We start from the raw sequence: 21475 nt of genomic DNA, 5'->3' as shown, positions 1-21475 counted from the left end.
AGGTGGTTTGGGTATATAATGCGGGCTCTTAAACCAGACAGCGCAGCCGCGCCAAGAGATGACCATGATTAATAATGATATTTTGCGCCGTTTGCGCTTCGTGTTTGATTTTAGCAATGCAAAAATGATTAAAATTTTTGCTAAAGCTGGAAGAGAAGTGCCTGTCGAAGAGATGATTGATCTTCTACGTAAAGAAGAGGAAGAAGGTTATAAAGCTTGTAACGACACGACCTTATGTCAGTTTTTAGATGGTCTTATCATAGAGAAGCGCGGTCTACGTGAAGGTGCAGAAATTCCAGCGCCCGTTTCACGTTTAAACAACAACCTCATCTTTAAAAAGCTGAGAGTTGCCCTCGAAATGCGTGAAGAAGACATAGTAGCAGCTTTGGCTTTAGCCGAAGTGCAAATGTCAAAATCAGAGCTAAGCGCCCTGTTCCGCAATCCAGACCACAAGAATTTTAAAGAGTGTGGCGATCAAATACTGCGTAACTTTATCCGCGGCTTATCACTTAAGTATCGCGGCGTATAACGCTAAACTTATGACATAAAACGCAGCTTAGGCTGCGTTTTTTTATATCCATTTTTATCTACACCTGAGCTTGTTTGGATATAAACAAGACCTTAACAATTCCATCTCAACAACCTCAGAAATCCTGTTTAAAACAGCTGACTTTTTTACTGCTGCAAAAAAAACCACAAATACCTCGTTCCACGGACAACAAAGATCACATTTCATGATAACCTTACGTGACTTACAGCACGTATTGACCACTTAAACAATAACTCAAAAGGTTACCCATGGACGATAATAAACGCCCCCTCTATCTTCCGTTTGCAGGACCTGCCATTCTTGAAGCCCCACTGATTAACAAGGGCAGTGCATTTTCTGAAGAAGAGCGTATTTTCTTTAACCTCGAAGGCTTAGTCCCCTATGCCATTGAAACGATTGAGGAGCAGGCTTCTCGCGCCTACGATCAATTTAGAAGTTTCAATAACGACTTAGACAAGCATATTTACCTACGTAATATCCAAGACACAAACGAGACCTTATTTTATCGTTTAGTGCAAAATAACATCAGCGAGATGATGCCCATCATCTATACGCCGACGGTAGGTTTAGCTTGTGAACGTTTCTCGAAAAACTATCGCCGCAACCGTGGTTTGTTTATCTCCTATCCGAACAAAGATAGGATCGATGACATCCTCAATAACTCGACTCGTCAAAAAGTTAAAATTATCGTAGTCACTGATGGTGAACGTATTTTAGGCCTTGGCGATCAAGGTATTGGCGGCATGGGGATCCCTATCGGTAAGCTGTCACTCTACACTAGCTGTGGCGGTATCAGTCCGGCTTATACCCTGCCTATTACCTTAGATGTAGGCACAGATAATCCGCAGTTGTTAGAAGATCCTATGTATATGGGTTGGCGCCATCCACGCATCGGTGGTGAAGAATATGCCGAGTTTATCGAAGCCTTTATGCAAGCCGTCCACGTGCGTTGGCCGGATACTTTGATCCAGTTCGAAGACTTTGCCCAAAAGAATGCCATGCCGATCCTAGAGCGTTATAAGGATCGCTATTGCTGCTTTAACGATGATATTCAAGGTACTGCTGCGGTTGCCGTTGGTTGCTTGCTCGCCGCGTGTAAGGCTGCGGGCACTGAATTGAATCAACAACGTATCGCCTTCCTCGGTGCTGGTAGTGCCGGTTGCGGTATTGCCGAAGCTATCGTGGCACAAATGGTGTCTGAAGGGATCAGCGACGAGCAAGCTCGCACTCAAGTGTGTATGGTTGACCGTTGGGGCTTATTGCTCGACAACATGCCTAACCTGTTGCCATTCCAGCAAAAATTGGCGCAGAAATGCACAAATATCCAAAACTGGAGTAATTTCAGCGACAATATTTCACTGCTCGATGTGGTTAACAACGCCAAGCCGACAGTGCTGATTGGGGTATCTGGGGTTCCAGGACTCTTCACCGAAGAAATCATCCGTGCTATGCACAGCCATTGTGCTCGGCCGATTATTTTCCCTATGTCGAACCCCACCAGCCGCGTAGAAGCGACACCGAAGGACATTTTGCATTGGACCTCAGGTCAAGCACTCGTCGCTACGGGCAGCCCATTCGAGCCTGTGGTTGTCGATGGTGAAACCTATGAAATTGCCCAGTGCAACAACAGCTTTATCTTCCCAGGTATTGGCTTAGGCGTATTAGCTTCGGGCGCACGTCATGTATCCGATGCCATGTTGATGGCTTCAAGTCGCGCACTTGCCGAATGTTCGCCACTGGCAATCGATGGTACAGGTCCACTACTGCCTAAACTGGAAGATATCCATGCGGTGAGTAAGCATATTGCTTTCGCCGTAGGTAAAGTCGCAGTTGAACAAGGGTTAACGCTGCCCATGAGCGATGAGATCTTACAGCAGTCGATTGAAGGCAATTTCTGGAGTCCAGAATATCGCCGCTACAAACGCACTTCGTTCTAAGCATAGCGTTGCCGCGACTCAAGTTGCAGTAGAGCAGCTTAGTTGAGCGTTTGTGCTAGCCAGCAAAAAGCCCGTTACTTTGCAGTAACGGGCTTTTTCATTTCAGGCACAGTTTTTCATTTCAATAGAACACTAAGGTGCCATCACCTGTTTAAAGCTATTGAGCAAAGCGCGATCGGTACGCGCTTTCTTCAACTTACGTAGGCTTTCTTTGAGCGATTCATCGGCTAAGCGCGTAAAAATGCCATTATATTCTTGCTCTTGGATTGCACTATCGGTATCGGCTTGCTCAGAAATTTCTTGGGCGACACGACTCAATTGCAACCAAGCATTCGCGATATAGAAACCGTGGAATGCGGCTTGTTCCATTAGATTACGTGCACTGGCAGGTAAAGATGCCCAAGCTTGGCTAAATTTACCTTCCCTGTCTTCCAACAGTTCGGCACACAAACCTTGGTACGCTGCTAATAAGTCACCCGGTAATTTAGCCATTGGTAATACTTTATTCGCAACATTGTAAGAAATCTGCTCGGCAGTTTCGCGGTAAACAGCTGATAATTCGCTCATAAAAATCTCGATTCACATCCCAAAAAATAGTCTTAAAACTGACCACTCACATATAAACCATAAACGCCGTTACCCGCAATCGGCGTAACTGTAATCCCCTCATAGGGTTGAGTAAAATACCAACCCGCCAGCGCTCCAATCGCCGCGCCAGCTAACACATCCTCGAGATAATGTTGGTCGCTCGCCACTCGTGTGTAACCCACATAAGATGCGGCAACATAGGCAGGTAAACCATATTGCCAACCATAGCGCTGCTGAATAAACGTCGCCGCCATAAAGCTGTCTGAGGTATGACCCGATGGAAACGAATCATCGCCACTATCGTCTGGCCTGTCTTTACTCACACTATACTTAAGACCTTCAACAATTAACCGACTCGACACCGCTGCCTGAATTAACTGCCAACTACCGTCATAACCCTCTTCATAAAACAAGGTCGCGCCCATCGCAGTAGCGGGTAATAATAAATGCAATACATCGCCAGAGGTTTCTAAATCTGAGCCTGCCCAACTAGTGCCACTCATCATGAATAATGCAGCACAGAGTAATTTCTTCAAGGGTGATTCCTTTGTGGGATAATAACCAAGGCGGAGTTTATACCTTGATCATTAACCGAATGCAAAATTGCTATACATCTATATTAAAAATGAACAAACAAGTTATGCTAAGCTAATAATTAGCTATTGATTTTAATTCGAACAGGAATCTTTTTTGCTACATCAACTTAGGTATTTATCATTCTCCTTATTGCTGCTTCTACTGCCGCTCAGCAACGCTATGGCAGAAGAAAAGACTCAGGTTGATAAAATATTTGCAAGATTTGAAAGCGGCGTCCCTATGACCCGTGAAGAAATCGAAAGCAATCTAGTGTTATTAAGCAAACTAATTTCGACTGACGATGTCACCCGTCATGAAAAGCTGCAACTGCTTAAATGCTGGGATCAGAATACAGAAAACGACACCGCTATTGCACTGGCACTTAAAAATACTAACCAAGCACTGAGCAATATTCAGCCAACCGCCTCCCCCCATTTCATTACCGACCTCACGCTCTGCCGCTCTTGGTTTCTGCAATTAAGTGGTGATATGGATGGCGCGATGGAAGGCTATAATCTCAGTGTTAAACGTGCCTATGAGCATGAAGACCTTAAGCTAATCGCCGACTCGCGCAGCATTCGCGGCGCACTTTACTCTTATATTGGCGATTTTTCTGCGGCATTAGACGATCTCGTCACTGCACAAGATCTCTATGAATCACTCAATTTAAGCGGTTGGGCTAACATTAACCTTGCCGATGTTGCTACCAGTTTTAGACGTTATGGCGATCCCCAAAGTGCAATCCGCTATTACACCAAACTCAAAGCTCTCTATCTAAAAAACAATAACCAAGAACAGGCAATGTATGTCAACTCGGACATTGGCCTTGCCTTAGATGAACTCGGTGAACATCAACAGGCCGTAGATAATTTCTTAGTAAGTTATCAATACTTCAAGGAACATCAGCAGGAAAAAGTGGCAGCAACTATGGCAACGAATATTGCCTACAGCTTAATCAAACTCAATCGTCTAAACGAAGCCGAAAAGTATTTAATCGAAGCCGATACTGTTATTAATGAAAAAGATCTGACAGATTACAGCTTCATGAAGCTTTTTATGGCCGAGATAAAGTTTCAACAAGCTCGCTATAAAGAGGCGCTTACCGAACTTGAGCAAGGGGAAAAAGCCTTTCGCACTCTGCAGAATAATCGGGGACTCACTCAACTGCTGCAGCTTAAAAGTAACATATATGTGGCTATGAATGATTTATCTGCCGCCTACGGAGCGCTGCAAGAATTTGTTACCCTAACAAAAAAAGTCGATGGCAATTCTCTCTCCCATCATACGACAGAATTAAAGGTCAAGTTTGATACCAGTCGGATTGAATCTGAAAATCAACGCTTGATTGAAAACCAAAACCTTAAAGAACAAGAGCTCGCGCTACTTGAAAAGAACAAATCACTGCAACATATTATCCTATTACTAGCGGGCTTTATCCTGACGATAGTGTCTATATTCGCTTATAAACAAGTACATAGAAATCGCCAACTGCAAGTTATTGCTCTCACGGATTATCTTACCAAACTCCCTAATCGTCGGCATATTTATGCCCAAGCCGCAAAATATTTTCAGCAAGCCTTAAAACATCAAAGCCCTTTTTCAGTGATTATTTTTGATGCGGATCACTTCAAAAAAATCAACGATAACTTCGGCCATGAATTAGGCGATCGCGCCCTTATGACCATTGCAAATGCAGGCCGAGCCTTATCGGGTAATAAAGACCTCGTTGGCCGCATCGGTGGTGAAGAGTTTTTAATCCTATTGCCTAACACTGATGCCACAGGTGCGTTAGCGCTGGCGCATCAATTGCAGAACCATATTAGCCGCCTTAGCGCACAGAATTTACCAGCAGAACTCAAATTGACCGTTAGTGCTGGTGTCGCCACTTTAGAACCACAAAATAATACGGAAGATGCATATCAAGATAAAGATTTTGCCACCTTGCTAAAGCGGGCCGACAATGCTCTTTATGAGGCTAAAAATGCGGGCAGAAATTGTGTGAAATCAGCCAAGAATGAGGCTTTAAGAGAGAATTAAACGGCCTTATGCCAAAACACTTGATGTTGTAATGGCGGTGGCAAAGTGCCAAACCATGTCTGATACAAACGACTAAATTCACCTGAGTCTTTCATTTTCTCAAGCTCTGTTTGCCAACTGATAACGGTTGCCGCCGATGTCCCTTTAGAAAAAGCTAAATAGAGATTAATCTCCGATACTACAAACACTTGGCGGATATCTGTCTCACTCGCACCCACTTCTTCGAGTATCTGCTTTACCGCAAGATCCGCCTGGCACCAAAAACGAATTCGAGAAAACAGCAACTGTTTCGCCGATTGCTGCGGAAAACTCGCCACCAGCAAATTATCCACGCCCGCTTGTTGTAGCAACTGCGCACCCGCCGATTCCCGATAAACCCCCACAATATCTGTCGATTGAAGTTCAGCAAGTTGATCGAGAGCGATGGGATCTGCCGCCCTTGCGTACAATGCAATTTTACTGGTCGCAATAGGACCGATAAAATCAAACTGCTCAGCTCGCTCATCATTAATTGACGTAGCAAAAAGTAAAACGTTCGCTGAGGTATTGGCAATCGAATACGCCCGGGCCCAAGGTAACACATCAATTTTTTCACTCTGACCCAGTCTTGATTGCAAGGTATTGACTAAGTCCACCGCAAAACCTTGCGGCACACCATTTTGCTCGTAACTCATGGGAGGCCAAGCTTCGGTCACCAATTTCAACTTGTCAGGCGCCGCAAAAACAAGATTAGGCATCAGGCCTAATAAGCTCATCGCAAGAAAACACGCCCTAAGGGGAAACGCACTCAGCATACGAATACCAAACGATAAACATTAGACCTAATCATAGACTCAATCCCAACTGCAAATAAACAAATACCCCAAAGAAAATATCGCCTCACGCCCCCTTCTGAGTAAACTCGTCCTCAATAAGTGAAAACTGCTATCATATTGCCACCTAGCCAAGAGCCTCGCTGCCATCAATTCATGTCAACTTTAGCCAATCAAACCCCAAGCCAATCCTATGCCAGCATGCTGTCGCGGCTCGCTCTGCAAATTAAAACGTGGGGAAAAGCACTCGGATTTGCGCAGGTTGGCATTTGCGATACGGATTTAACCGCTGAAGAAGCCAAACTCCAAGCATGGCTAGACAAAAGTTTTCATGGCGAAATGGCCTATATGGCTACCCATGGCATGATGCGCGCTCGCCCGCAAGAACTGCATCCGGGCACAGTGCGGGTGATCTCCGTACGGATGGACTATTTACCACCCGAAGCTGGCTTTGCAACGAATCTCACCGATCCCAACTTAGGTTATATTTCCCGTTATGCAGGAGGTCGCGACTACCACAAGTTGATCCGCGCTCGGCTTAAAAAGCTCGGAGATCAAATCAGTGCAGAGTTAGTTTCTCTCGGTTTCGATGCCGCTGACTTTCGCCCCTTTGTTGACTCAGCCCCTGTACTTGAGCGCCCCTTAGCCGAAAAAGCCGGCATAGGCTGGACAGGTAAACACTCACTCATACTCAACCATGAGACTGGCAGTTGGTTCTTTTTAGGTGAGCTACTGATCAATTTGCCTCTACCTGTGGATATTCCCATTCAAGAAGGCTGTAACACTTGTGTCGCCTGCATTACCTCCTGCCCAACGGGTGCAATCGTAGAACCTTATGTGGTCGATGGCAGACGCTGTATTTCCTATCTCACCATTGAACTGCAGGGCGCTATTCCCGAAGAATTTAGGCCACTCATGGGCAATCGCATCTATGGTTGCGATGATTGCCAACTCGCGTGTCCCATCAATCGCCAAGCGCCGCTGACTGAAGAAACTGACTTTCATATTCGTCCGCAGTTAAAGCAGCCTGACCTTCTCAGCCTTTTTGCTTGGAGCGAGGCCGAGTTTCTTAAACAAACTGAAGGCAGCGCCATTCGCCGCATTGGGCATAAACGTTGGCTACGTAATATTGCAGTAGCACTGGGTAACGCTCCCGCAAGCCCAAGGATTATTGCCGCACTTAACGCCCGCAATCACAGCGAAGATATCGATGAGATAGTGCGTGAGCATATTGAATGGGCGCTTAATGCCCAGCAATCGCGCCTTGCTGAAAGCACCGCAACTGAACAACAAAAAGCCCGCCGCAAAACCGAGCGCATGGTGCGCATTATCGAAAAAGGCTTACCGCGAGATGCTTAAGTCAGTCGGCAATAAATAAAAGACAACGGATGCATAAGCATCCGCTGTTACTAACTCAATAAGATCAATAAAAAATATTTCACTCAAGCATAATATTAACCAAGGCGGCGACGTAGTTCTCGCGTGGCATCGACCATGTTTTTCAATGCGGGTTCGACTTCATCCCAAGTACGGGTTTTTAGGCCACAATCTGGGTTGACCCACAGCTGACGTACGGGCACTTTTTGCGCTGCTTTCTCGATTAAGTGCACCATGGCCTCCACACTTGGAGTGTTTGGCGAGTGAATATCGTACACACCAGGGCCGATTTCATTGGGATACTCAAAATCTTCAAAGGCGTTGAGTAACTCCATCCGTGAACGCGAAGTCTCGATAGTGATCACATCGGCATCCATGGCAGCAATCGCGGCAATCGTATCGTTAAACTCGCTGTAACACATGTGGGTGTGGATTTGGGTCTCATCAATCACGCCAGCAGCGCTGAGTTTAAAGGCATTGACCGCCCAATCTAAATAGGCTTGCCACTCACTTTGTTTCAATGGCAGACCTTCACGGAAGGCGGGCTCATCGATTTGTATAATGCCAATACCTGCATTTTGTAAATCCACCACTTCATCACGAATCGCCAGCGCCAGCTGAGTCGCAATCACATCGCGGCCGATATCTTCACGGGCGAATGACCAATGCAGAATCGTCACAGGGCCAGTCAGCATGCCTTTTACAGGCTTGTCGGTAAGACTTTGGGCAAACTCGGCCCAATCAACCGTCATCGCATTTGGACGACTAACATCACCATAGATCAACGGTGGCTTAACACAGCGTGAACCATAACTTTGCACCCAACCATTTTTGGTAAAGCCAACGCCCGCAAGCTGCTCACCAAAGTATTCCACCATATCGTTGCGCTCGGCCTCACCATGAACCAGTACATCGATACCAAGTTTAAGCTGGCGGTCGATAGTATCGCGGGTGACTTGTTGTAATTGCTCTGTATATTGTGCATCACTCAGATCGCCCTTGCGCCAGCGACTGCGTAGTCCACGGATTGCTGGTGTTTGTGGGAAGGAGCCAATGGTGGTGGTCGGCAACAGAGGTAAACGGTATTTCTGCTGCTGCACTGCTTGGCGTACGCTGAAATCACTGACGCGCTCATAATCGGCAGATGTCAACGCGGCAACGCGGGCAATCACTTGACTGTCGGCAGCCTGCGCTTTCGCCTCGCGGCGCGCCAAACAGGTTTGCACAATCTCTTTTGCCGCGACTGATTCAGGTGCCAGTAGCAATTGGCGCACATTGGCCAGTTCGAGTAATTTCTGCTTCGCAAACGCGAGTTGTTGACGCAGCGCGGGCTCAAGCGTGGCTTCCACCTCTAAATCCACAGGGCTGTGCAGGAGTGAGCAAGAAGTACCGATCCACAAGCGATCTCCGAGATCACGGGCAACCGCGCCTATGCGTTCGGCAATCAAATCCGCCTCTGCCGCCCACACGTTGCGGCCATTGACCACACCCGCCGACAGAATTTGATCTTGACCAAGCGCATTAGCAAAGACCGCCAATTGATCCGGCGCGGTGACTAAATCGACATGCAACCCCGCGACCGGTAAGGCCGATACCAGCGCTTGATGGTGTGCGATACCGCCGTAATAACTGGTAAGAAGGATCTTCACCTTCGTAATGCTGAGGGCTTGATACGCCTCAGTGATCGCCGCTTGCCATTCGCCATCCAATTCCAATGCGAGAATGGGCTCATCGAGCTGTACCCATTGCACTCCCTGAGCAGCGAAACGCGCCAAGATGTCAGCATAAGCAGTTAATAAATTAGGCAATAAACTTAACTTATTGAACTCTTGACCCACAGTTTTAGCAAGGTGCAAGTAACTAACAGGGCCGAGTAGCACAGGTTTTGCTTTATAGCCTAGCGCTTGCGCTTCGCTGACTTCATCAAAAAACTGCTCGTAAGCAATCGAAAACTCTTGGTTTTGCGTCAGCTCTGGCACCAAATAATGATAGTTAGTATTGAAATACTTGGTCATTTCAGAAGCTGGCGCATCTTGGCCCGTTGGCGCTCTGCCGCGGGCAACACGGAATAAAGTATCGAGATCGATTGCCCCTTCACCACGATGACGCTCAGGAATGGCATTTAAAGTCGCGCTTAAGGTCAGCACTTGATCATAAAAGGCAAAATCACCTACGGGAACTTGCTCAATGCCAGCAGCAGCTTGCCACTGCCAATGGGTGTGGCGAAGTTCACTCGCCACTTCACGTAATTGTGCCTGAGTGCTCTCACCACGCCAGTATTTTTCTAAAGCAAATTTCAATTCACGACGACGCCCGATACGGGGAAAACCAAGACTATTTAATTGCATACTCTATCTTCCTTTATTTGAGATAAGCCATATTCGGCACTTGCACCCACCAGATTGTTTTCTCTTGGCACTTTTCAGCACTTCAGCCTTGATAAATAACAATGGGCGTCTGGACGTCTAGAAGTTTATTGTGTTAGTCTCTATTCCAGCAACCGAATTGATTTCAAGCACAACATGAGCGAAATTCACTTGGAGTGAACATGATCGAACTAAGACACCTGCGAACCTTAATGGCCCTGAAAGAAAGCGGCAGTTTGGCGGGCGCAGCCAAAAAACGTTTTGTCACTCAATCCGCCCTCTCACACCAGATTAAGGAGTTGGAGCAAAGGATTAACTCGCCCATTTTTGTGCGTAAGAGTAAGCCACTGTCATTCACCCAAGAAGGTGCACGCCTGCTGCATCTGGCCGAAGAGATTTTGCCTAAGGTGTTAGAAACCGAGACAGATTTGAAGAATGGGCTGGAAACCGAAACCAATCAGTTGCGTGTCGGCATTGAGTGCCATAGCTGTTTTCGCTGGTTAATGCCTGTAATGGAGCAATTTAGGCAAGATCATCCAACTGCCGAGTTAGACTTGTCGAGCCGCCACTTGTTCGACTCGCTCAATGCCTTAGAAATGGGTGAACTAGATATTGTATTAACCTCAGATCCTGTGCCTGGGCATTCACTCGCCTACCAGCATTTGTTTGATTTTGAAGTGAAGTTAGTGGTTGCTAAGGATCATCCTTTAGCGAAAGAAGCCTATGTCACCCCTAAGCAATTAGCACACTTGCCTATTATCAGTTATCCAGTGCCGTTGACACGTTTAGATATTTATCGCCACTTTTTAGAACCTGCGGGCATAGAGGCGGGCGAGCAAAAAACCTGTGATTTAACCATGATGTTATTGCAACGTATCGCCTGTAAAGACGGCATAGCTGCGCTGCCAAGCTGGTCGATTAATGAAGGACATGGACTGAGTCTCGCTACGGTAAAACTCGGCCAAGAAGGTCTGAAACGACCGCTATTTGGTGCCTATCGCCGCCACAGTGCTAACTCTGCATTGATCCAAAATTGGTTACAACTGGTGGCGAGAGAAGGTTTATCCCGCCAGCAGAAGACGAATTAATGCGGGTGACATTGAGTAAAAAAGCCTGCGAATGCAGGCTTGTTTATTGAGTCAAATGACTATTTCATAGCATCAACAAATTACAGCGGATTCATCAACAATCCACGCATAGACAAGACACGGCGCAGTATCAACCCTGATGAATTAGGATTACGGGTCTGACGCAAATTATGGGCGATCATAAATTCTTGACGCAGATCCTGATCGAGATCTAACGCCTCGAACGCTTCGATGGTTAAGGTCTGTTGTTGATTATCAATCAATGACTTAATCACACTTAAAGGAAATGACTGTTCGGCATTAGCATTTAAATAGGCAAATGCGGTCAGTGCGATAATTTGGCCGAACACACTGAACAGAGCTAAGGTTTGCACTTCGTCAGCATCAACCTCCACACCTTCCATATCCGCTAAGCTATCTACCGCATCCGTTGCAATATCTTCAGTCAGCTTCCAATAACCTTGGACCAACTTTTTATAGGGCTGTGGCAGTTCATCGAGGCGTTCTTTTAAATAGAACGTAAAGGCGTAGCGATAGATATTAACTTGACCTAAGCGGATCAAAGCTTCTTTCAACGAGCGAGTTTTGTGATTTTCCACTACAGCAGCCTGTGCGGAATTACTGCGCATAAGCATGTGCGCTGCCAATGCGGGATCGCTCGAGATAATGTCAATCACATTACGAATGTCGCCTTCAGCAAGGATCGCTTTTTTGAGTGGAATTAGAATCCCTCGGCGGCCAATCACTTGCTCTTCGTTCGCTATGATAGCTCTAACTTGAGTAAAAACCTGTTGCTCAAGATCAGTCATAAGACACTTTACACCTGTTTATTAACAATAAGATGATTCGGTTACAGCTCACATCATACCTAAAATACTAAGAATTTCAGCCATAAACAGCAGAGTAAAATATAAATTACTCCTATTTAGTTATGACTGCCCGCTAACACTATAGATAACGACAATTAAACCACTCTACTAAAACGATATTCAAGACTATACCTATTTTAAGATTTATTCTTTGAACTCAGCGTAAAAAATAAAAAGCCAGACTGAGTCTGGCTTTGTTATTAGATAGCTCATTAATATTTAGAAGCGGTAGCCCACAGTGAAACGAATATCACGGCCTCGACCTGAGTAATAACCATTATATGTTCCACCACCATAATAGCCTGCGCTAACATAATCTTTATCGAATACATTATCGATACGCAGACTGGCAAGCCAAGCATCACGATTATAATTCAAGGCTAAATTACCAAGCACGTAACTTGCTAGCTTATCACCTTGATTAGCGTTATCGCCTTCGATAAAACGATCCCCCGTGTAGATAGCTTCGGCAAATACTTGGAAATGCTCAGCAAAATCCATGCTGACATAACCGCGTCCCGTGTGTTTTGCCACCCAAGACAGCTCTTTGCCATCGTTAGCACCATCGGTAAATTCGGCGTCGGTATAGTTATATTCCAGCCCTAGCTGCAGCGCTTTAGTGATCTGCCAATCCCAATCGGCACCCGCGCCATAACGACGAGAAGCGTCGGCATTAACGTTTGCACCGTTGAAATTTCCACCTATGGGTTTAACTGCACTCGAGTCATAAACAATTTCATCCTCTAAATCGAGACGATATAGGCTGACTCGTAGGGTTTGACTAGCGACAGCCCAATCCCAACCCGCCTCATAGGAACGGCCTGTTTGCGGCTTTAAGCCAAATACGCCCGGCGATGTATAAGCTTGCTCATCCACTTTGGCAAAACGGAAGTTATCATCGGCGCGCACGTAGAGTCTGTGCTCCGCAGTTGGGCGGTAATTTAAACCCAGTTCGAATGCGTGGGCATTTTCGTCTAAATCCATGCCATTAGGATAGACATTGCCATCGACTAACTCATCGGTCACCCGCGCATATCGTCCACCCACAACGTAACTTAAAGTATGACTTAAAGGCACTGTAGCTTGTAGATAGGCGCTTTGCATTTGCTGCACATTACTGCGCGCCATAGTGTCAAAATCAGCCTTACCACGGCTGATGTCTAAACCTGTGACTAGGCTTAGCTCGCCTTGACGCGTACTGTAATTCGCTAACGCTTTAGGGCTAAACATTAACAGTGAGCGTGTGTTATGGCTGTTCGCCCCCCAATTAAGAGAAGACACTAAGGTATCGCTATAATCTAAATCAGCCGCCAGCGCCCAGTTTTGATTAAGCTGATGCTGGTAACCCGTTCGCGCCGCAGTGGTCATCTCGTGGGCATACTCTATCTTATTTGATGAAGCACGGGGATCGTCTTTAAATTGCTTTTCAGTAAGCGAGCCCGGATTTTCACGATCGTTATCGTAGTAGCTGGTTTCAACAAAGAACGAGTCTGTGGCTGTTTTATATTGAATGCGGCCAAGAATAGAGCCGGTTTCGTTGGCATTATGCTGGCGATAGTTGTCACCTTGGTTGTAACTACCGGTGAAAAAGTAACGCCAATCTTTGTTGATCGCGCCAGACACATCACCACGACCTTCATAGGTATCAAAACTACCGCCAGATAACTGCACGCTGCCGCCAGTATTTTCAGGGGACTTAGTGACAATATTAATCACCCCGCCCACGGCTTGATCGCCATAAAGTACACCTGCACTACCCGATAAAATTTCAATACGATCCACTTGATTAAGCGGAATGGCATTAAGGCTAGGTGCGGCGATATCGATATTATTGAGACGACGACCATCAAGTAAAATCAGCGTGTTATTAACGGCAGTGCTGGCGCTAAAACCACGCATAGCAAAGCTAGTTCCAATATTGTTATCCGAAATTTGAATACCGCTTTGACCGCGTAAGACGTCGGTCAAATTAGTCGCGCCACTCATTTCAATAGCCGCAGCATCAATCACATTCACATTGGCAGCAATATTTAACGGGGTCTTATCAGAGCGGCCGATCACGACAAGATGCTCGTCGACTTTAGCTATGCTGGTATCGTCAGCCGCCACAGCGGGCGCGATAATTGAAAAACTGCAAAGGCTGCCGATCAGCAGCGCGATTTTTGTTGGATTTGTTCCCATTTTACCTTTAACTCCTGCAAGGAAAACGGGGCATTGACGCCACGATACCGTTAATTCAGTCGTAAATACTGACGGTGATTATCGCATTTTGAGATCTGCCCACCGAAATCTCAAAAACACCTTTAGGGCCGGTCTCCGGACTTAGGCTATGTTAATCCATTAAAGTTAGATTAACGCGAGACTGACCTTTCACATTCTGACTTTCGGGTTCTGTCTTGAACACACCAATCAAACGCGGTCCTCTCTCACCTTTTACCGTTGCGGGGGCAGTGCCAGAATTTCACTGGCTTCCCGATTATCTCACGACGCTATCATCGCAAGCACCACAGAAGGTTGACTCAAAATTAGGTTCAAAGGGCGTACAACCTGTTAACGCCCAACAAGGCTCAGAGCATATCAGACCTGAGCGCGCGCATTATAGACGTCTATACGGATGAAAGTCCATCAATCTCAAGTTAGCGAGAAAACTCACATGAGCTAGAAAACGCCATCCCAGTTTTTTGCCGCAGGTTTTGGTCTGTCTTTGCTCAAAATCGCCTGACGCTGCTCAGGGGTTTCGCATTGGGCAACGGGGGTAAAATCCAGCGGTTTAATCACTAACGAGTCAGCAGGTTGTACCGGCGACTTGTCAAACATTGGCAAATTCATCGACCAAGAGACCAGCTCCCCCTTTTCGCTGATGCCAACATAACCGTCATTTGCGCCATCTAACCAAGTGAGTCGCGGAATACGTGCAATCAACTTCTCCACATTTTCACGGTTGGCGCGATAACCAACAGGTACCACTTTGCCATCGGGACGCGTAAACACAAAGGAGGCAGGCCCTCGAGTAATGACGCTGCCTTCCTGCCAATATTTATCAAGAATCTCTTGGGCATAGTGAAACCCAAACATATGAGCGTAATCAGTATCGTCGGCCACTATTTGCGGCACGGCCTTATCCCGCAGTAATAAAAAGCCTGAGCCAATGCTGATAATCTCTTTTACCCCTGTGATATTGGTTTTTTTAATCCAATCGACACCACAGTTAATCCCATCGCCCCAAAAATGCGCATCCCCCGTAGGACTTAAAATCGCAAAGGCACAATTGTTTGCCGTCATACTCGCCACATCCTTTAAGGCGCTGCGGATCGAGTAAGCATCACTGCGCCAACCCCAACTCACCACAGTGCCGTCCTTTTTCAAGGCGGCATAGGTGTGTTGAAAATATTCGATCTTCGCCACATCAGTAAGCTGCGGGAGTAACTTTTTCATATTGGTCGACTCTTCAACCTGCCCCCAAATCACAGCACTGCCCTCTTTTTTGAGGGCGACAAAACTGCGTCCTCTGGCAAAGATATCGACAACATCAACTAATTGATCCTGCACATGTAAGCTATTGCCGCCGTAGGGGCCATAACCCCAAGTATGCACCTTGCCATTGGCATCAAGGGCGGCAATGGCCTCTTGATTGGCGAACAACTTGGTAATATTGGTCATGCGGTTTTGTAGGGCTTTGTCGAGGCTATATTTCCCCGCATTGCCCCAGTACACCACAGTGCCATCTTGACGTAGCGCGGCAAACCCGTCCTTAACTGGGACGATTTGCTTAACTCGCTTAAGCTGCTCCGTCACCTCGCGGCTATCACCGCCAGCATAACTGTCACCCCAAGTGATCACCTCACCGGATTTTGTTAACGCCGCAAAGGCCGAACTGTTGGTGACCACAGTCTCGACTGCGGGTAAATCACAGGGAATATGGCGATACTGTGGACTCGGATTTTCCTTAAATTGGATGAGTTTACCGTTATCAAACTGTAGCAATGACTCGTTATTACTTTCCACAACGGCCATAGGTTGAGGATCGCTACAGCCAGAGATCTGCATGGCAACCATGCCCACGAGTAAAACCTTAGGCCAAGTGATTCGATGAGTGAGCATTACTTATTTCCTTATATTTGCTTGGAGATGTCATTCAATGTTGTGCAGCGGACAGAGCGAGAATGGATTGACCTAACATCGCCTAATGTCAAAAATGGGCAGAATTCTAGCAGCTTGTTGATAAAAAGACGAAAATGCTCACAGTTTACTCTGCAAGTCCCCTACACAGGCTAGCGCCTAACTGATGGCATGCTATTCTAAGCCCCCATCACCGCTGTTTAAAGGAGTAACAGTATGACTCGCCCTATTATTCTGGATTGCGATCCCGGCCATGACGACGCCATTGCGCTCATTTTAGCTCTCGCCCATCCAGAGCTGGTTCCACTGGCCGTCACCACTAGTGCCGGCAACCAAACGCCGGATAAAACGCTCAATAATGCCCTGCGGATCTTAACCTTATTAAATCGCAGTGATATTCCTGTCGCTGGCGGCGCCGCCAAGCCATTAGCCCGCGAATTAATCATTGCCGACAATGTCCATGGTGAAACCGGACTCGACGGCCCTGCATTGCCTAATCCAAGTTTTAGTCCTCAAGCCATTACCGCAGTTGAATTAATGGCGCAGCAAATTCGCCAAAGTCATCAGCCAGTAACCTTAATTCCCACAGGGCCGCTGACTAACATCGCCCTTTTACTGGCGAGTCATAGCGAATTACACGCCAAGATCGAACGCATAGTGCTAATGGGCGGTGCAGCCGGTGTCGGTAATTGGACCCCAGCCGCCGAGTTTAATATTTTTGTCGACCCCGAAGCCGCCGATATTGTCTTTAAATCCGGTATTCCCATCACTATGTGTGGGCTCGATGTGACTCATCAGGCACAAATCATGGATGAAGACATAGAACGCATTCGCGCGATTCAAAATCCAATTGCTCAGTGCGTCGCCGAATTATTGGATTTCTTTATGATTTACCACAGAGATCCTAAATGGGGCTTTATTGGTGCGCCATTGCACGACCCCTGCACTATCGCTTGGTTGCTTAAACCTGAGCTATTTGAGGCGCAAGATTGCTGGGTAAGTATTGAAACCCAAAGTGAGTTGACCTTAGGCATGACAGTGGTCGATCGCTATCAGTTAACAGGTAAAGCCGCCAATGCGACTGTGCTGTTTGGGATCGATAGGCAAGGCTTTGTCGATTTACTGGTAGACAGTTTACGCGTCTATGATGCAACTTATCTCAATCGCAGATAAAAATGACAGTGAGTCTTCTATGAGCCAGATACTCGTTATCGGCAGTGCAAATGCCGACCATGTGATGAAATTTGAGTACCTGCCCGCTGCAGGGCAAACCTTAATGAGCCGAGATTACCGCCTCGAACAGGGCGGCAAAGGGGCCAATCAAGCCGTCGCCTGCGCGCGCTTAGCCAAATCAGGTTCACGCACTGATTTTATCTGCCATCTCGGCCAAGACAGTATCGGCGATGATATGCGTCAAAGCTGGATGAAAGATGGCATCAGTGCGGAAGGGATCCGCCAAATAGCCGGACTGAGCACAGGCACTGCCATGATTTTTATCGGTGATAACGGTGAGAATACGATTGGCGTTGCCGCAGGTGCCAACGCCAGCCTTTCACCCGATGACTTAGAAGCTCATTACGCTCTGTTTGCTAATGCGGAGTACTTGTTAGCACAATTGGAAACGCCCGCTGCCACAGTGGCAAAGGCGCTGCAAATAGCCAAGAATCTTGGCGTGACGACTGTACTAAATCCTGCTCCAGCGACGGCACTTGGCCAAGATGTACTCAAGTGGGTAGATATTATTACCCCCAATGAAACCGAAGCAGAAGCCTTAACGGGAGTTGAGATCAACCATATTGATGATGCACACATGGCAGCGCAACTTCTCCACCAGCAGGGAGTAAAGATTGTGGTCATTACCTTAGGTAGCCGTGGCGCATTTATCAGCAGCCCAGGTTTTAATGGGCTAATACCTGCGTTTGAAGTGCAGGCCATAGACACAGTCGCCGCAGGGGATACCTTCAATGGCGCCTTAGTTGTGGGCTTAAGCGAGGGCATGTCGATTGCTGCAGCCGTGGGATTTGCCAATGCAGCCAGTGCCATTACTGTCACTCGCCCAGGCGCACAACGTGCGATTCCCTATCGACAGGAGCTTTCGTACTAAAAACGTAAGACGTTCTGAAGTAGACGCCCTGCGTTAGAACAAAAAATTATAATTTATAAATCAAACACATAAATAATAGTTCCTGAGTACTTAGTTCACTCCAAATAAGTACTCACCTATGTTTACCGCTAACAATTTTGCCGCCAATAACGATGCAAGCTTTCAACCTAAAGTTGCATATACATAATTTACACGCTGATTTCATTCCCATTTAATGAAGATTGCTTATGCTAGCAGGTGCATGTCCGAGTCAAAACGGCTCGGCTACCCTTGTTCAAATAAGGAAGTACCAGATGAAAGCAAAAAGCACAGCTTTACGTAACGTGACCAGCACTAGCCTAATCGGCCTAGGATTATTATTCGCTAGCCAAGCGAGTGCCAACGAATGTGAACTGAAAATTGCCGCCACTGATGCAATGCAATTTGACACTAAAGAGCTGTCTGTACCTGCAAGCTGTAAAGAAGTGACCTTAACCTTAACCCACTCAGGCACTTTGCCAAAAGCAGCCATGGGCCATAACTGGGTATTAACTAAGGCAGCCGATATGTCAGCCGTAGCGACCGAAGGTATGAGCGCCGGTCCTGATGCAGCCTATGTCAAAGCCGGTGATACGCGCGTTATCGCACACACAGATTTAGTGGGCGGTGGCGAATCAACGTCTATCACCTTTAGCACTGCCGGTATGAGCGCCACCGAAGCCTACCAATTCTTCTGCAGCTTCCCAGGTCACTGGGCGATTATGCAAGGCAGTTTCAAGTTAAAAGCTTAAGGTGAATGGCTTAGCCTAACGTTAAGTGATAAAAACAAAAAAGCGGATCTTAGGATCCGCTTTTACATTTCAGCCATTGCATTTAGCCGCACTAATCCATCATGGTCTTGGTTGGATGACTAATGGCGCAAAGCTCGTCGTCGCATTACCGTTAGCGCCGTTCAAGTTAGGATATTCACCCCCTTCCTGTAAGGTGTAATACACATCGACAAAGTCATCGTCATTGGTGAACCAAGCATCCGGCATTACACTTAAAATACCATTGGTGATTTGCGGGATCAGCGCATAACCCTGAGCTTCAGGATCGGGGATCGACTTTAAGATCTGCTCCGCCGCTTCCAACAGCTTAGTGGCCAACACTTTATAGTTAGTACCATCGTCATGCTCCATTAAGATCATGTCCGCAGCCGCCCAACGATAACGCTCCCAATGTATGATGATTTGATTCGGATAATAGGTCGTATCCGCATAATCTAAATAGGGCATTTCGACGATATCGAGCACAGGCTCTTCACGGCTTGGATCAACCCCAGTCACTATGCCGTAAATTTCGGCACGACCAGAAATCCACGGCTCATGGTCATCCTTCAAGGATATCTGTTTGATCACTGTGGTTGAAATAGGCTTGTCTGCCACCGCCTGTGTTTGCGCACGGCTCAGTAGTGCGCCCTCTTTTTTCGCTGACTGCGCCTCGGCAAATGTCGCCCGCATCACCTCTAAGCCAGCCACAAAGGCTTTTTTACTATCGATACCGACCACAAACACTGGCTGCTGCGGCAGGTTATACACGTCTAATTGATGCACTTGCCCATGAATATCAAAGGCTTCAATATAATCCCACTGACTCTCGTCACCATCGGGCTCATAGGCAAATAAAGGAGACTCACCTTGCTGCCATGGGGTCAACATGGCTTCATCTGCCAGGCGCACTTGCACCAGAGAATCCGCTTTGGCACTTAAGCCCTTCACTCGGCGAATTGATGCATCGGCTTTGATGATCACATTATCATTGAGCCTACGCTGAGACAGAATGTCATCGGCATTCACTGCTAACTGATACTGGTTTATTTCAGTCTGTAAGATAGGCGCGAGCTGCGCATATTGATGGCTTAAATCTAACGCCAATGCCCGTTTAGTATTGGTTAACTGCGCTTGTGCATCCAAAGTCGAATCCTTTAGCGACGCTTGTAGTAAGCGTAACGCCTCTCCATCTAAGGCTTGGCCATAACTCAGGGTTGCCGAAGCCGACAAACACAGCAATAAACTGGATTGAAGTAGTTTCATAGGAGTTCCCTTACCTTGATAAAGTTAAACGTGCGTTCGAATTCCTTACATATGAGCACAGAGCAGCATCTAAGTAAATCAAATGATAATAGTTATCGTTAATTATTAATGGTATAGGGTACGTAATCCCGGCTAAATGCGATAAAAACAAGCTAATGACAGCATCAGTAGATCAGTCCAGCCGAACAGAGTGTATGAAGATAAACGAGGAAATAGGATGAAATGAATTGATATGCACAGTTTCGCGAGCGACAAAATCACAAAAGGCAGATCTTAAGATCTGCCTTTTGCTGTTCATCGCCAGAGTGACGTTTCAGAACGCGTTATGCGCGCCCTAACAGTCACACTGGCTTGATAAGACAAGGTTAAACGAATGAGTGTTACTCTTCGTCGAAATCATCTTCATCAAGATCTTCGGCATCAGTTGCCGCTTCAGCCGCTAATGCAGCGGCTAATTTTGCTTTAGCTTGTTTCTCTGAACGACGTTTATTGCGCTCAGTTAACGTGCCTAAAAACACTTGTAATTCAGTTAAGCCCCACGCTTGCGCTTCGGCTTCAGTCGCAAAGCCATCATGGCTCTTAGACACAACTGTTTTAGTTGATGTCATGCGACGAGTGATTTCAGTTTTCCAACCGTTGTCGCCCTGTGTCACGCGAAAATCGTATTTTTTGCCCTTGCTCATTCTGCTCTATTTCCTAAATGATGCTTGTCACGTTTGTCTTATCAAGCGAACCAAACGCTCATCATAAAACAAAAGGAGCGCAGTGTACTTGATTTCGGCCCAGAAAGATCGCCAAGATGAAAATATTCATGCCAGTTTCATCGACTCGCTCAGTGGAGTCAATGCTCACATCTAAAGCAACACTGTGCATATATCCCGACCGTCCTCTGTCTAAGGCAGTTTATCGCAAGCTAGCGTGCCTTAGATAATCGTCGTGCAAACGGTATATATTCTTGTTTATGTCATACAAATAGGCTTTTTCAGTCACATTAACAC

17 protein-coding genes and 1 riboswitch are annotated in these 21475 nt (G+C 46.6%); of the genes, 8 read left to right on the top strand and 9 right to left on the bottom strand.

The window, feature by feature from the left end:
- Positions 1-64 precede the first annotated feature (64 nt).
- Entirely contained in the window at positions 65-529 is a 465-nt protein-coding gene (locus tag L5L91_RS06480) for a DUF1456 family protein (RefSeq protein WP_168824742.1), read from the top strand.
- Between the two features lie 269 nt (positions 530-798).
- Entirely contained in the window at positions 799-2487 is a 1689-nt protein-coding gene (locus L5L91_RS06475) for an NAD-dependent malic enzyme (protein WP_105250164.1), read from the top strand.
- A gap of 132 nt (positions 2488-2619) precedes the next feature.
- Here L5L91_RS06475 and L5L91_RS06470 read toward each other — a convergent pair whose 3' ends face one another.
- Together L5L91_RS06470 and L5L91_RS06465 are read right to left on the bottom strand one after the other, a co-directional pair.
- Positions 2620-3054 carry a DUF3069 domain-containing protein gene (locus L5L91_RS06470; protein WP_105250165.1) on the bottom strand — a complete coding sequence of 145 codons (435 nt, stop codon included), beginning with the start codon at positions 3052-3054 and terminating at the stop codon, positions 2620-2622.
- Between the two features lie 32 nt (positions 3055-3086).
- A complete protein-coding gene (locus L5L91_RS06465) occupies positions 3087-3611 on the bottom strand; it encodes a phosphatase PAP2 family protein (RefSeq protein ID WP_105250166.1) in 525 nt (174 codons plus the stop codon).
- A 220-nt stretch (positions 3612-3831) separates the two neighbouring features.
- Between L5L91_RS06465 and L5L91_RS06460 the strand changes: the two genes are divergently transcribed.
- Positions 3832-5688 (top strand): diguanylate cyclase, encoded by a 1857-nt coding sequence (locus tag L5L91_RS06460; protein ID WP_411568904.1) that lies wholly within the window; start codon positions 3832-3834, stop codon positions 5686-5688.
- Here L5L91_RS06460 and L5L91_RS06455 read toward each other — a convergent pair.
- Complete coding sequence (locus L5L91_RS06455; RefSeq protein ID WP_028761670.1) at positions 5685-6482, bottom strand: substrate-binding periplasmic protein; 798 nt, start codon at positions 6480-6482, stop codon at positions 5685-5687. The two genes, L5L91_RS06460 and L5L91_RS06455, sit on opposite strands and share 4 nt — an antisense overlap.
- 174 nt (positions 6483-6656) lie before the next feature.
- Between L5L91_RS06455 and queG the strand changes: the two genes are divergently transcribed.
- Positions 6657-7859: a tRNA epoxyqueuosine(34) reductase QueG gene (queG, locus tag L5L91_RS06450; protein WP_263235934.1), complete on the top strand. Its 1203-nt coding sequence runs from the start codon at positions 6657-6659 to the stop codon at positions 7857-7859.
- A gap of 95 nt (positions 7860-7954) precedes the next feature.
- Here the strand turns inward: queG and metE are convergent, their stop codons facing one another.
- Entirely contained in the window at positions 7955-10225 is a 2271-nt protein-coding gene (gene metE / locus L5L91_RS06445) for a 5-methyltetrahydropteroyltriglutamate--homocysteine S-methyltransferase (RefSeq protein ID WP_263235932.1), read from the bottom strand.
- 200 nt (positions 10226-10425) lie between these two features.
- On the opposite strand from metE, the gene L5L91_RS06440 reads away from it, so the two are divergent.
- Positions 10426-11331: a LysR family transcriptional regulator gene (locus L5L91_RS06440; RefSeq protein ID WP_028761667.1), complete on the top strand. Its 906-nt coding sequence runs from the start codon at positions 10426-10428 to the stop codon at positions 11329-11331.
- Between the two features lie 80 nt (positions 11332-11411).
- On the opposite strand, the gene L5L91_RS06435 is transcribed toward L5L91_RS06440, so the two are convergent.
- From L5L91_RS06435 to L5L91_RS06425, 3 genes are all read right to left on the bottom strand, one after another.
- Complete coding sequence (locus L5L91_RS06435) at positions 11412-12140, bottom strand: HDOD domain-containing protein (protein WP_105250172.1); 729 nt, start codon at positions 12138-12140, stop codon at positions 11412-11414.
- 279 nt (positions 12141-12419) lie between these two features.
- Positions 12420-14381 carry a TonB-dependent receptor gene (locus L5L91_RS06430; protein WP_263235930.1) on the bottom strand — a complete coding sequence of 654 codons (1962 nt, stop codon included), beginning with the start codon at positions 14379-14381 and terminating at the stop codon, positions 12420-12422.
- 108 nt (positions 14382-14489) lie between these two features.
- Positions 14490-14724: riboswitch (cobalamin riboswitch) on the bottom strand.
- 134 nt (positions 14725-14858) lie between these two features.
- A complete protein-coding gene (locus tag L5L91_RS06425; protein WP_263161478.1) occupies positions 14859-16301 on the bottom strand; it encodes a hypothetical protein in 1443 nt (480 codons plus the stop codon).
- A gap of 234 nt (positions 16302-16535) precedes the next feature.
- Between L5L91_RS06425 and rihA the strand changes: the two genes are divergently transcribed.
- From rihA to azu, 3 genes are all read left to right on the top strand, one after another.
- The gene (rihA, locus tag L5L91_RS06420) at positions 16536-17492 is read left to right on the top strand and encodes a pyrimidine-specific ribonucleoside hydrolase RihA (RefSeq protein WP_212599711.1); all 957 of its coding nucleotides are present in this window, start codon (positions 16536-16538) and stop codon (positions 17490-17492) included.
- A gap of 19 nt (positions 17493-17511) precedes the next feature.
- Positions 17512-18423: a ribokinase gene (rbsK, locus tag L5L91_RS06415; protein WP_263161474.1), complete on the top strand. Its 912-nt coding sequence runs from the start codon at positions 17512-17514 to the stop codon at positions 18421-18423.
- A 293-nt stretch (positions 18424-18716) separates the two neighbouring features.
- Complete coding sequence (gene azu / locus L5L91_RS06410) at positions 18717-19193, top strand: azurin (protein WP_028759449.1); 477 nt, start codon at positions 18717-18719, stop codon at positions 19191-19193.
- 99 nt (positions 19194-19292) lie between these two features.
- Here azu and L5L91_RS06405 read toward each other — a convergent pair whose 3' ends face one another.
- Positions 19293-20477 carry a DUF3103 domain-containing protein gene (locus L5L91_RS06405; protein ID WP_263161471.1) on the bottom strand — a complete coding sequence of 395 codons (1185 nt, stop codon included), beginning with the start codon at positions 20475-20477 and terminating at the stop codon, positions 19293-19295.
- Positions 20478-20857: 380 nt separating this feature from the next.
- Entirely contained in the window at positions 20858-21160 is a 303-nt protein-coding gene (locus L5L91_RS06400) for a DUF3622 domain-containing protein (protein ID WP_105250177.1), read from the bottom strand.
- Positions 21161-21475 lie beyond the last annotated feature (315 nt).

Source organism: Shewanella sp. SM55, from assembly GCF_025654025.1.
Lineage (GTDB): Bacteria > Pseudomonadota > Gammaproteobacteria > Enterobacterales > Shewanellaceae > Shewanella > Shewanella oncorhynchi.
Note: the sequence above shows the minus strand (reverse complement) of the source record. Positions and strands in the feature narration are given on the sequence as shown.

Bases quoted from the DNA above. Each gene is read 5' to 3' on its own strand.
- L5L91_RS06480 (WP_168824742.1), top strand. From the start codon at position 65: ATGATTAATAATGATATTTTGCGCCGTTTGCGCTTCGTGTTTGATTTT.
- L5L91_RS06475 (WP_105250164.1), top strand. From the start codon at position 799: ATGGACGATAATAAACGCCCCCTCTATCTTCCGTTTGCAGGACCTGCC.
- L5L91_RS06470 (WP_105250165.1), bottom strand. From the start codon at position 3,054: ATGAGCGAATTATCAGCTGTTTACCGCGAAACTGCCGAGCAGATTTCT.
- L5L91_RS06460 (WP_411568904.1), top strand. From the start codon at position 3,832: ATGGCAGAAGAAAAGACTCAGGTTGATAAAATATTTGCAAGATTTGAA.
- L5L91_RS06455 (WP_028761670.1), bottom strand. From the start codon at position 6,482: ATGCTGAGTGCGTTTCCCCTTAGGGCGTGTTTTCTTGCGATGAGCTTA.
- queG (WP_263235934.1), top strand. From the start codon at position 6,657: ATGTCAACTTTAGCCAATCAAACCCCAAGCCAATCCTATGCCAGCATG.
- metE (WP_263235932.1), bottom strand. From the start codon at position 10,225: ATGCAATTAAATAGTCTTGGTTTTCCCCGTATCGGGCGTCGTCGTGAA.
- L5L91_RS06440 (WP_028761667.1), top strand. From the start codon at position 10,426: ATGATCGAACTAAGACACCTGCGAACCTTAATGGCCCTGAAAGAAAGC.
- L5L91_RS06435 (WP_105250172.1), bottom strand. From the start codon at position 12,140: ATGACTGATCTTGAGCAACAGGTTTTTACTCAAGTTAGAGCTATCATA.
- L5L91_RS06430 (WP_263235930.1), bottom strand. From the start codon at position 14,381: ATGGGAACAAATCCAACAAAAATCGCGCTGCTGATCGGCAGCCTTTGC.
- L5L91_RS06425 (WP_263161478.1), bottom strand. From the start codon at position 16,301: ATGCTCACTCATCGAATCACTTGGCCTAAGGTTTTACTCGTGGGCATG.
- rihA (WP_212599711.1), top strand. From the start codon at position 16,536: ATGACTCGCCCTATTATTCTGGATTGCGATCCCGGCCATGACGACGCC.
- rbsK (WP_263161474.1), top strand. From the start codon at position 17,512: ATGAGCCAGATACTCGTTATCGGCAGTGCAAATGCCGACCATGTGATG.
- azu (WP_028759449.1), top strand. From the start codon at position 18,717: ATGAAAGCAAAAAGCACAGCTTTACGTAACGTGACCAGCACTAGCCTA.
- L5L91_RS06405 (WP_263161471.1), bottom strand. From the start codon at position 20,477: ATGAAACTACTTCAATCCAGTTTATTGCTGTGTTTGTCGGCTTCGGCA.
- L5L91_RS06400 (WP_105250177.1), bottom strand. From the start codon at position 21,160: ATGAGCAAGGGCAAAAAATACGATTTTCGCGTGACACAGGGCGACAAC.